Annotated in this window: 7 protein-coding genes; 2 read left to right on the forward strand and 5 right to left on the reverse strand. The window is 51.5% G+C overall.

From position 1 onward, the window contains the following. The first annotated feature begins 161 nt into the window (after positions 1 to 161). Positions 162 to 512, forward strand: a complete 351-nt coding sequence (locus tag KK062_RS17750) for a hypothetical protein (protein WP_254085677.1) — start codon at positions 162 to 164, stop codon at positions 510 to 512. Positions 513 to 668: 156 nt separating this feature from the next. On the opposite strand, the gene KK062_RS17755 is transcribed toward KK062_RS17750, so the two are convergent. The 5 genes from KK062_RS17755 to KK062_RS17775 all read right to left on the reverse strand — a co-directional run bounded on the left by KK062_RS17755 (position 669) and on the right by KK062_RS17775 (position 11,914). After that, on the reverse strand, positions 669 to 2,012 hold the full coding sequence (locus tag KK062_RS17755) for a DUF418 domain-containing protein (RefSeq protein WP_254085678.1): 1,344 nt from the start codon (positions 2,010 to 2,012) through the stop codon (positions 669 to 671). A gap of 158 nt (positions 2,013 to 2,170) precedes the next feature. Beyond that, positions 2,171 to 5,473, reverse strand: a complete 3,303-nt coding sequence (locus tag KK062_RS17760; RefSeq protein ID WP_254085679.1) for a VCBS repeat-containing protein — start codon at positions 5,471 to 5,473, stop codon at positions 2,171 to 2,173. A gap of 98 nt (positions 5,474 to 5,571) precedes the next feature. Then, positions 5,572 to 7,173: a SusD/RagB family nutrient-binding outer membrane lipoprotein gene (locus KK062_RS17765; RefSeq protein ID WP_254085680.1), complete on the reverse strand. Its 1,602-nt coding sequence runs from the start codon at positions 7,171 to 7,173 to the stop codon at positions 5,572 to 5,574. Between the two features lie 19 nt (positions 7,174 to 7,192). Next, entirely contained in the window at positions 7,193 to 10,345 is a 3,153-nt protein-coding gene (locus tag KK062_RS17770) for a SusC/RagA family TonB-linked outer membrane protein (RefSeq protein WP_254085681.1), read from the reverse strand. A 330-nt stretch (positions 10,346 to 10,675) separates the two neighbouring features. Next, positions 10,676 to 11,914, reverse strand: a complete 1,239-nt coding sequence (locus KK062_RS17775; protein WP_254085682.1) for an aminotransferase class V-fold PLP-dependent enzyme — start codon at positions 11,912 to 11,914, stop codon at positions 10,676 to 10,678. Positions 11,915 to 12,036: 122 nt separating this feature from the next. Here KK062_RS17775 and KK062_RS17780 point away from each other — a divergent pair, with 122 nt between their 5' ends. Then, complete coding sequence (locus tag KK062_RS17780; protein WP_254085683.1) at positions 12,037 to 12,495, forward strand: Lrp/AsnC family transcriptional regulator; 459 nt, start codon at positions 12,037 to 12,039, stop codon at positions 12,493 to 12,495. Positions 12,496 to 12,501: the final 6 nt, after the last annotated feature.

Here is a 12,501-nt window from a genome sequence, read left to right on the forward strand (position 1 = left end):
CTAACAAAAGTCCAGCCCGATCGAATGTATCGATTATATAAATCGGGTCATTTGTATAAAAATATGGGGGGTCATCCCGCGGAAATAGATTGATTATGAGGAGGTATTTGTTGATCTTTTGTTTGCTGTTTATTTCTCTGATTTCCTGTGATGTTAGGAAAATGAAGGGGATTGAGTTGGGAAAATTTGAGCTACTAGATATTTCAGCGGATTACGATGATATTAAATTGTTAAAAGCTTATAACGCAGGTATATCTGACGGAGAGTCTGAGATTAGAGCGAATGTCTATCTCATTAAAGTACTTTCAGTTGAAGAAGAACTATTTGTAATTGAGCCGTGCCGTGAATTTTCGCAGCTGGCTGAACGTGATTTTCATGAATTGGAAAAACGCGATCTTATGTTGGTGTCGGTGACTCCACCGGATCATAGTTATATATATGTTCCGGAGAGTGCTGACATCCCTGAAGGGTCTAAAGTAATTTGGGGTTCATTAAAATTGCTTAGTTATTAGCGTGTAAGTAGCATCTTCTTAATCAATGGTTGAAGAATGGTTACAAGGGGAAATACTTTTATGTGTTAAGAGAATTTTTATCCCACAGCCATGAAATTGTGCGGCTGTTAGCTCCGTTGACACAGGCTCCCGTCAGCAGCGAGGGGCTTTTTGTTTTTATGCACTAACTGTCTCAATGGACCCTGCCGCACGTACCAACGGCTGCCGCTTCCAATACGTCAAGCTCCGCCACACCCACTCCAATGGCCCATAGAGAAAATACCGCAGCCATATCGCGCTGAAAATAATCTGGAACACCCAAACCCCCACGACAACATACCAAAGCTCGCTGCGAGTAAGCTTACCATAAAATCCCAAACCATAACCATGAAAGAACAACGTGCACAGCACCGACTGCATCAGGTAATTGGTAAACGCCAGCTGACCCACGTTGGCAAAGCCTTTAAGAAACCAATCCATCCAGCCGCTCTTCCACACCAGCACAATCAATCCGATATGCCCGCACGTAACCAACAAGCGGTGTAACTGATATATCTCGATCTTGATAGGTCGGATCTCCAGGTACCGGTAATAATCAAAGTTCGCCGCGCGGTAAGCATTCCCTTCCAGGATGCCCCAGCCGAATCCCAGCGTATACCCCACGACAACAAACACACCGTACAGCCACAAAGGTTTGTCGCCGGTCAGGATGCCCGTTTTATAGAATACCATGCCCAGAAAGATGAACAGCATCACGTCGAAGAAAAAGGCGTCATAGATCTTGGTGCTTTCAAATGCCCGTATCATCGGGGCCAGGTGTTCCCAAACTTCGGGGTAGGACTTTTGCATATCGCTGACCTTCTTCTCGGCACCCTCGCGCAGTTTGGCAATACTGCTTTTTTCTTCGATCATCTTCCAGGCTTTGAGATCCTCTTGTTGTTTGTCGGTCAGTGCCTTCTGCTGTTTCTCGAGGGCCAGGGCGGCGAGGGCTCGTTCGCGCACCGCCAGTCGTTCCGTAGTCCGGGACCAACCTTTATAGACCGTCACCGCAAAGCAGAAAATAGCGAGCACCAGCAGTAGCTTAATAGAGCTGTTACGAAAGGGGAATAAGAAAAGCCCACAAAGTGCATACGCATAGAGGATGTCGCCAAACCATAACAATACATACGCATTAAACAGGCCGAAGAGCAACAGCCAGATCAGCCGCCGGTAATAAATATCGGCCGCGGCTAAGCCTGTGTGTTGCTTGGCGAGCCGGTGTACGAGCAACAACATGCCCGCGCCAAACAACATCGAGAACAAGCCGCGATACGAACCTTCCACCAGGAAGTTGGTAACGTACCAGGAGGCAAGATCCACGGGGGATGTTTCGTTGTACACTAATAGGTGGCGCGAAGCCTGATGAGGCCGGGCAAAGCCACCGATGTTTAGGATCAGGATGCCACACAGGGCTATGCCCCGAATGGCATCCAGAATGAAAAGTCGTTCCTTTTGTTGTAGAGGTTGTATAGTTGTTTCCATAACGAGTATATAGCTAACGTGAAATTAATATACGGCGCACGCCGCTGGCATACACCGATATTTACATGAACGGTATAATCGCCGGCCTCAGTTCTCGTCGTGGCTGAGGTAGAGAAGTTTTGGCTGCGTTGGAATAGTTGCAGTATAGGTATATGATTTTATGGGCGCGGCCGTTGCGCCAGGCGATAGCATGTTAAAGGTTGTCCGGTAGCGCCACTCATTAATAGGGTTGAGCCACCGGCAGCAATCACCGCAAGTGCCCGGGTATCATGCCGCAACTGCAATCCACTGCGGTTTTGCGGCAGATAGGAGAAATTCCCTTTGCCATCATTCAGCAGCACTGCGCCGCTGAGCGCATCCGAGCGGCCTACACGAACGCGCACGTTTGTCTCATTGCCTGCCAGGATCAAATCGGTGTCACCATCGTGATCTACATCGCTTGTAGCAATAGCATATACCGGAGCAAACTGTGCCTGTACAGGTAATTCATGCTGTACAAATCGGCCGCCTTGATTTTCGAAATAGGAGGTATATAGAGAGGGGGCCGAAAGCGTCGTAGCACCTTCTAGTTCTTCGGGCTTAAACATCGTGTTCAACGTAGCATTTGCATACGACGTGTAGTCGTTGAACCGTGGCTTAAGGAATGTCACTTGTCCAAGCGCTTCATCGCGACTGGCAAATGGATAGGACTGATCTCCTATATAATAACAGAAGAAAGGATCGACCTGGTTATCTTTATTAAAGTCTTTATAGACGAGCGTCGCGGGGTGTTCAGCCGTAACATTGTACTGATGATTCGCACCATAGTTACCCGCTACAATATCGACGTCGCCATCACCATCCAGGTCCTCTACTTTCAGACAGTTCCACCAGCCCGTCGTGTTTCCGGCAAGGAAGGTAGCCGTAGCATCGGTAAACGCTGCGCCGCCCTGGTTGATCAGCGTACGCACGGGGGTCCATTCACCGGCCACGATCAGATCGGTCTTGCCATCGCTATTGATGTCCGCCGCCTTCGCGTCGCGTACCATGCCTAGCCCGGCAAATAAACCATCCGTGCTCGAAGTAAAGGCGCCTTTGCCATTATTCATCAACAATAAGCTGGCCGACGCGATAGGGTATTGTCCCGGTGTTATACCGGTGCCTACAAAAACATCCATGTCCTTGTCGTCGTCCGCATCCAACACAGTAATGCATGATCCCGCCAGCGTTTCCGTTGGTAACGTGCCGCGTATAAACTGACCATGACCATTGTTCAGGTATAATCTATCTTGTAATATGGCATCGTTCGGTTGAAACTGATAACCACCACTCACCACGTACAAGTCCGCATCGCCATCGCCATCGGCGTCAAAGAAGGCAGCATCTTCATCCTGATATACTTTATCTTGCTCGAACACCGGCACAGCCGCTTCCGTAAACGTACCGTCTTTCCGTTGCAGCAATACGGTGCCACGCTGACCCTGCGGTCCACAGAGGTAAAGATCTTCTAACCCATCGTGGTTGACATCACCCTGCGCCATGCGCGGACCCGAGCGCGAATACATACGCGGCAGCAGAAACTGGCGTTTAAAATCGTTCACCCCGGACGGAACATGTTGCCAGGCGGGAGCCGGTGTAAGTGTGAAAAACGGCTTCGCAGTAGACGGAGAACGATAGCGGGCCGTAGCTTGCGCATAATCAGGTTCCAGCGTATTAGAGACCTTTGTGAAATGCTGGCTTTTATTATCCGGCCAGGTAATGCGCACCGAATCCACGCTGTCGGCACCCAGTCCGATCTGCATGGGTGTATAGCTGCACGACTGGAATCCCCGCACCGGCTCAAACGCATAGTGCTGCACACGGCCCGGTTGGTATACCGTCACCTGCGTACCCGCCAGCGTGCGACCGGCATTGCGCTTCCGTAGGTCTACAGTCAGGAATCTGGCCTGGTGATCGTCCACACTACGGTTGCGATACAGTACGGCCGGCTCGTTCAAGGTATTGACCACCAGGTCGGGGTCGCCGTCGTTGTCCAGGTCGGCATACGCCGCACCGTTCGATTTGTACTGCCGCGTAACACCCCAGGGTGCATTCATTTTGGTGAACGTCAGGTTGCCGTTGTTCTTAAACACACAATTGCCAACCTGAATGGCCGGCATCTGGTCCAGGATCAACTGCAGGTTGGGGGCGGTGCCGGTGGTACGGGCCTTCACCTGCTCGTCCACCGTAAACTTCAGGAACTGCATGTTGGTATAATCCTTCTCATAACCGTTGGTGATGTATAGATCCTTCCAGCCATCACCGTCGTAGTCGTTAAACAGAGCAGCCCAGCTCCAGTCGGTATTCGAAACACCGGCCAGCTGACCAATTTCTGAAAACGTACCGTCGCCGTTGTTGATCTGCAGCATGTTGCGCATGATCTGGTCGTGGAAGCCTGCCTCCAGCAGCAGATTATACTTGTCGTAATTGTCATCACCCGACGAAAGTTTGATGCGCTCGTTGCTTTCGGGCAACATGTCGAGGGTGATGAGGTCGGTCAAGCCATCGTTGTTGATGTCGGCGGCGTCAGAGCCCATAGAAAACAGCGATACGTGCCCGGTGGCAGTTGTAATGGTATTTTTAAACGTGCCGTCACGTTGGTTGATGTATAAATAGTCTTCTTCATTGAAGTCGTTGGAGATGTACAGATCCGGCCAGCCATCGTTGTTGAAATCAGTAATCGCCAGTCCCAGTCCAAAGCTCAGCACGTTGTTAATGAGCCCCGCGCGTTCGCTTACATCGGTGAACTTGCCGCCGTCGTTCCGGTATAAGCGGCTGCCGAATTTATCGCCCTTCTGATGTTTAAGACCGGCCAGTAGTTTGCTAAAGCCGCCGTACTTCGGGATGGAGTGGTTGAGCACAAACAAATCGGGATCGCCGTCTTTGTCGTAATCAAAGAACGCCGCTTGTGTAGAATAAGAGTCATCGGCCACACCATACTGTGCTGCTTGCTCCGTAAAGGTCAGGTCGTGGTTATTGATGAAAAGCAAATTTTTACGAAGCGTAGAGTCCGTTCGCGCAGAGCGGCATACATATATGTCGAGCCATCCATCCTGGTTTACATCGGCCAGTGTCACACCGGTTTTCCAACCCTGTGGCACGGCCACACCTGCCTGGACTGTAATGTCTTCAAAAGTAAAATTGCCATTGTTGAGGTATAGCGTGTTGGCTACCTGGTTGCCCGAAAAATAGAGATCAGGTAAGCCATCGTTATTCAGATCACCGATGGCCACACCGCCGCCGTTAAAAAAGTACGGGTAGTTCAATACGTGGTTGTCGCCTTGCTGACGCACCGTATTGGTAAACGTCACCCCCGATTGTTGCGGCGCAATTTCTTCAAAGAGAGTAGGGGCCGATGAAGTTGTAGCGTCGTGTTTACAGCCAGCGATAAGCACGGCGCTGCACAGCAAAGGAATGAAACGTAAAAGGCAAATGGATTTCATGCCGCGAAGGGATAAGGTTCAGGTATACCGAAAGATAAAAATGAAAAAGGTCAGGCAGTGTATACCGCCTGACCTTTTTTATAGAGGATTTTTGAGCACTAATTGCGAGGAATGACGTCCCACCACAACGGCGTCTGCGAGTCGTCCGGGCCGTTGAGCAAAGCTTCGCCACTGGCAACGCCATCGGGGTTGATCCCGCGCTCCGATTCGAGGAACGGAATGCGGCGCAGCCATTGCGAAGAGGGGTTTCCAATCAGCGGGTTGTCGGAGTTTACCACCGGGTACAGTTTCAGCTTATGACTGCGGCGGTAGTCGGCCCAGGCTTCCACTCCGTCGGGGAAGAGCGCGATCCATTTCTGGGTGGCTATCTGCTCTTCCTGGACGTCCAGGGTGCTACCGAATGCAACGGGAATATCCGTCATCGCCGGCGAGTCGAAGAAATCGTCGGGCTCGATGGGTGTGTTGGCACTGGCGGCGTATGCCGCGGCTTGACCGGCCGTGAAGCCCCATTGCAGGAACGACTGGGTGATGCCCGCCTCATAGTATTCCTGGGGTGTGCTGCCGCCCATATTCCAGTTTTTCAGAGCGCCTTCTGCACGCAGGAACCAGGCCTCTGCGGAACACATAACGTTCTGAGGCGTAGAGTTGTAGCTTGCTATACCACCGGCCGCTACAGGCGACCAGCGGGGTCCCTGCTGGGAAAGCGAATCCGTATGGTTAACAGCCGCTGCCATCTGACCAGGAGTCATACCGTTACGTACACCGTCATATTCGCGACGAACTTCCGTGCCGCCGATCACCACAGGGTGAGGTAGATAATATTCCGATATACGCGGGTCTTCGTATCCTTTCAGCACCGATTCCATCGATGCGCTCATGCGAAATTCGTTCCACTGCATAATAGCCAGTCCGTTGCCATCGCCTCCGTTCAGCGAACGCTGTACCAGCGCGTCGTCGGTAGGGCTCTCTTCCATCACACCACCGGCAACAGCAGCTTCCGCCTCGGTTTGCGCACGCCCCGGGTTTACGTTTGAAATGCGCATGGCTAGCCGAAGCCGTAGTGTATTGGCGAATTTTATCCAAAGGTCTACATCACCGCCATACAGGATGTCGTAGTTTCCGAACGGAGTTTCTGCACGTTTCCCCTCCAGTACAGTAACGGCAGCGGATAGTCGTTCAAAGAAGTTATTGTAGATTGCGTCTTGTGCATCATACGGTACGACGTCACTGTCTTGTAAAATCTGCGTGTAAGGGATTGGGCCCCAATAGTCCGTCACCCGGTGGAATGCATATACCCACCAGATACTGGCCAACTGGTATTCTGCAGTGGAAGGATCCGTCAATTGAAATATAGCATCAAGTTGTGGTGCAACCTGCGTGTAGATCGGATTGAATGCGGCCCCCACCCAGTTCTGGTTGATGACCAGACGGTCAGAACCGAAGGAGCTCGCGGTACAGGCAAAATATTGCGCATACTGGTCGGCAAAAAGGTTCTGTGCGATCTGGTAATTGTTCTGGTTGTTCGGGGCCACCGACAAGGCCTTGCTGAACAGGAACGGAATTTCCGCTGCCGTCATCACGGTCACATTTCGTTTGTCGGTATTGATGCTCTCGTAGCTCTCCGTACACGCCAGCAACAACATGCAACTGCCCAGCAACATACAGGTGGCGCGGAGTATATAGCGTTTTGTTTTTTTCATAAGTATTGTCATTGAATGCTTAGAACGTAAGTGTCAGATTACAACCCAGGCTGCGCGTAGAAGGAAGCGTTGCAATCTGAATTCCTTGATAGTTACCATTGCCCATGCTCATATCGGGATCTATTTGCATCTTGCGTTTGCCAAGTCCGGGTATATCCAGAAGCGACTCGCCGCGGTACAGCCACGCCAGGTTTCTGGCGACGATCGAAAATTTAGCTGAACGGATCAAAAAGTTGGCAGGAACCGGTATGTTGTAGCCGATGCTCAACTCGCGGATGCGGAAGTTGGTGGCATCATAGGCAAATACCTCGCCTACGCCATAACGTTTTCCGGCAACGATGTTGTCACCGGCCGACCAGAATCGTTCGGCTGTAACGTTGGTTGCTACAGGGGTGCCGTTGGCATCAACACCACCGAGGTTCCAGCCTTCCTCGCGGTTGCTGGCCGTTACTTCGGCGATGCCACTGTTAGCCAGGTTCATCTCGGTTGCGTCAACCACGATGCCTCCGATACGACCGTCTATCAGCACGCGTGCTGAGAAGTTCTTATAGGTGAAGGAGTTTGTAATACCCATGGTAGCCTTCGGGTTGAAATTCCCGAGGTAAGTTTGCGAGCCGTCGGTCGTCGGAAGCCCGGCAGTCGGAGTGCCTTCAGGGGAAACGACAAGCTGGCCTGCGGCATTGCGGAGCCAGTGTTTACCATACAGATCACCATAGCTCCCGCCTTTTATAGCGATGGGAGTCGCCAGGCGGCCATAGCCGGTGCCGCCGCCCAGGAAAAACTCGCCGTCCGGAAGAGAAGGGTCTATTTCAATTACCTTGTTTCGGTTTAAACCAAAGTTATAGGTAATATCCCAGCTGAAATCTCCGCTCTTGACAGGAGTACCGCTCAACACGGCTTCGATGCCCTGGTTCTGAATGTTACCCGCATTGAAGTACTTGGATTCGTAGCCTGTGCCAACAGGTTGACGTGCTTGAAGAAGTTGGTTGCGGGAGTTACTCTTATAGTAAGAAAATGTGAGCCCGAGACGCCCTTCCAGGAAACGTGCATCAAGCCCGAACTCGATATTGGTTACCTCTTCGGGTTTTAAGTCTGCAAGAGCTTGTGTGTATTGACGGTGCAGAAAGCCATTGCCTGCACCCGCTTCATATGGATACGACGGATTGATAATGAATGGCTGGCCTCCGTTACCTACCACGGCGAAGTTTGCATTTAGTTTAAGAAACGATATTGCTTGCGGCATTGTCACCAGATCGGAGATCACGCCTGAAAGGCCGATCGACGGGTAGAACACATTATACGGATCAGGAAGTGACGAGAACCAGTCATTCCGGCCTGTTACTTCTAAGAAAATGGCTTCCTTATACGCAAAGCTGAGCTGTCCGAAAACTGCCTGCACCTGTTGGTGAAAGAGATTTGATGCGTCGTAAGGATAATTAAAAGACTTTCCGTTCGACATGAGAAACAGGTTGGGGACGTTCAGGCCGTTCGCCTGCGAAATGTTGCGCTCATGTTGTTTGTCCTGGTAGATGGCACCGGCGCGGTAGTCCAGCTTTAAATCTTTATTCAGATCAAACGCGCCGTAAAAATTCAGATCATACCACTGTTGCGTGGCGACCATGTCCATGCGTTCGTAGAGACCACCGGCTGTCGTGGCCCATAACAACGTGCCGTCCGAGTATTTTGAATTCCCCATGTCAATTTGTTTGTCCAGATTGGCGCGGCCCGAAATCCCAAACTTCTTGCTGAATTCATATTTCGCCGAAATAAAACCCATGATGCGGTTTCGTGTCTCATTGATGCTCGTCATCTCTGTCATCCAATAAGGATTTTGATAAATGGACGAGAGCGTGGCAGGCCAGGGGGCCGGGGCCGGGGTGCCTACTTCGATAGGAGCCAGATATTGTTTAACATCGCCAAGGCTCATACTCCGGGGCACCTGGTAGAGGTCGCTTACCGGCGCGTTTTCTTCACCCGTACGAGGGCGGCTATCGATGTCCTGGTAGATATAGGTCAACTTCGCATCGGTGGAAAATTTGCTGCTGATCTGATTGGTCAGGCGCACCGTAGTCGTGTGCCGTTTCATGTCGTTGTTGGGTATAATCCCCTTCACATTGTTATTGGTGTACGACAAATACGTCTGCATTTTTTCCGAACCACCTTGTACGCTGATGGAGTTGTTCAAATTTACGCCTGTCTTGAAGAAATCCTTGATATTGTCCTTTTGAGGACTGTAGGTACGCTCTTCGCCCATGAGATTCGTATAGGTCTGCCCGTCCATACGTGCACCCCAGCTGCTACCGGATGCCATGGTTAGCGCTCCCTCTATACCCTGTCCATATGTATTTTGTACGGCTGGAAGAGCAAACGGCCTTTCAGCGGTTATCCCAGAGTTTATATTAACGGTGAATCTATCCTTCGTACCCTTCTTTGTCGTAATGACCACAACGCCGTTACCTGCTTCGCTGCCGTAGAGAGCAGCGGCAGAGGCACCGCGAAGAACGGTGACCGACTCGATATCGTCCGGATTGATGTTGGAAGCCCCGTCGGAGTTCTGTACCGCGCCGAAGTCGTTGCTCGCAGGAGAAAGCGATACGTTGTTGATAGGAATACCGTCGACCACGATCAGCGCATTGTTGCTTCCCTGCAGCGAGCGGTTACCACGCATGACAAAACGTGCCCCACTACCCGGGCCACCCGAGCCCTGCGTGATCTGCACGTTAGCAATCTTACCCTGCAGCGAGTTTACAAAGTTGTTCGCATCGCGAACTTCTGTCAATTGCTGCGCCTTAACCGTCTGGGTAGAGTACACCAGCGTCTTGGCCTCCCGTTGCACGCCAAGGGCCGTCACGACCACCTCGCCCAGTTGGGAGATATCCTCCGACAGCACCACGTCAACGGACGTCCTACCAGCCAGTGGTACATCCTGCGTGGCGTACCCGATAAACGAAATAGTAAGCGTGGCGCTCGACACATCGGGAACGCTCAGAGTGAAACGGCCGTCCGTGTCAGTAGCCGTACCGGTAGTCGAGCCTTTCAACAGAATCGACACACCCGGCATAGCAGCGCCGTCACTGGCAGAAGTGACCCTGCCAGTCACGGTCTGCCCATACGCCACCGCGGTTGTTAGCCACAACAACAGCATAGACGTAAGTCGTAGACTTCTTCTCATAATTGTAGTTTGGGTTTTGGGTTAGTAAATATTTCGAATCGACATGCTCAAACGGAATTTTGTGCATATCGATTGCTCAGTAAAGATATAATGTTTTGAAACTAAAACAAGCAAAAGTGAGTGTGCGTGTACGCACACATGCAACCGTGTGTGTAGAAGCACAAGGTTTTGAAAGGTCAGAATAACGTTTTCGATCGTGTGCAGGGCGTAATTATGAAATCACCCAACGGAGATAAAAGTTTAAAAAAGTTGGGAATAGTGCCCGTAAAAAATGCCATGAAGACCCATATCCATACCGTATTGCGGGTGATATGGGTCTTTTTTTATCCTCTATTGGATTAATTTTTCAAAACACGACAAAAAAAGATGGAGCTCGTGCTCCGTCGTCAGGTAGTGCGGCGACGCCCGCAGCGCCCAGGAAACGCCCTTTTCATCAAAGTCCAGCACCGCAAAATCGCGGTAGCTCGGAACGATGTTAATATGCTGATTCCGCAGTTGCTGCACCAAAGACACCGGCTCGCCACCCGTCACCGTAAAAGTCACTAACCCGCAAACATCCGGACCATGGTCCAATACCCACACACCCGGCAAAGATTGTAGCCCCTGGCGCAGATCGTTGGCCAACATCTTAACGCGACGCTCAATGCGGTCTTCGCCTATCGCCAAACAATATTCAATTGCCCTGCTGCTACCCAGCACCAGCGCATACGCAAACTCCCAGTCTTCAAAACGCGTGGCATCCGGCTGCGGCACATAGAGGTTTTTCTCTTTCCAGGTCGCACCGCGCATATCCAGAAACAACGGTTCCAGTCCTGCATGCAGGGCCTTGTCAGATATATAGAGAAAACCGGTGCCACGAGGCCCCCGCAAAAACTTACGCGTGGTCACACTCAGAAAGTCACAGTGTAAACGGTGTACATCGAGCTTCATCTGGCCCGCCGACTGACAGGCATCCAACAGATAATAGGTTTCCGGATATTGGGCAGCGATCTTTCCGATAGCATATACCGGCTGCACCAGTCCCGCATTGGTCGGCACGTGGGTAATGGCCAGCAGCCGCGGCCGCAGCACGCGCAGCTTTACGTCAAGGTCCTCTAACGACACGCCGCCCTCCGGTGCATTCTCCACGTGTACCACCTGCACACCAAACCGTTTCCGGCAGGACAGGAACTGAATTTGGTTGGAGACAAAGTCGTCTTGAGTAGTTAAGATTACATCGTCCCTTCGGAAGGGAATAGACGACAGTGCACGACTATACGAATCGGTGGCGCTCGATGTAAACGCAATGTTGCCGGGTTTGGTGTTGAGCAATCGTGCCGCCTGCGTGTAGAAAGATCGTACTTCACGCTCGCGCAAGGCCGCGGCCTCATAACCACCGATACGTGCTTCCACGTCGAGGTGGTCGTGCAGGGCCTGGATCACGGGCGTTGGCATCAGACCGGCGCCGGCATAGTTGAGGTGGACAACATGACTACAACCCGGCGTGTCGCGCCGCAGCGCATCGATCTCGGCCGGTGTAAATGGAGTGACAGACAAGTCTTCAGATAAAGTTGATTGAAATTGATTCATAAGCGTAATCGTAAAAGGTTAAGGATGCAAAACTACCGGCGACGCCGGGCGTGATTTCTGCAAAGACGGGAGGCAAACGCTTTTTTACGGTATCTTTAATACCCTAAACGGGTAAAAAACGCATGGACGTTGATCAGTTCGATAAACACCTTCTCCGGTTGCTGCAACAAAACAACCGGCTTACCGCCGACGAGCTTGCGCAGGAAGTAGGGCTTAGCGCATCGGCCGTACAACGGCGATTGAAACGCTTGCGCGAAGACAAGATCATCGAAGCCGACGTGTCCATCATTGCACCCGCCGTCGCCGGCATCGCCATCACCTGCATTGTCGACGTCATCCTCGAACAGGGAAACTCCAAAGCGCTCGATAAGTTTAAAGCCACCATGCTGGCGCAACCCGAAGTGCAGCAATGTTATTTTGTCACCGGCAACTACGACTTCATTCTCCTGGTCAACACACGTACCATGCAGGAGTACGAAGCCTTTGTCAAAAAATGGCTCATGGACAACAGCAACGTCAAGCATTTTTATACCCACGTGGTCATGGACCGGGTCAAGGTCAGCCACAGCCTGACGCTATAATTAATA

Source organism: Dawidia cretensis (assembly GCF_018598175.1).
GTDB classification, from domain to species: Bacteria; Bacteroidota; Bacteroidia; order Cytophagales; family Cyclobacteriaceae; genus Ohtaekwangia; species Ohtaekwangia cretensis.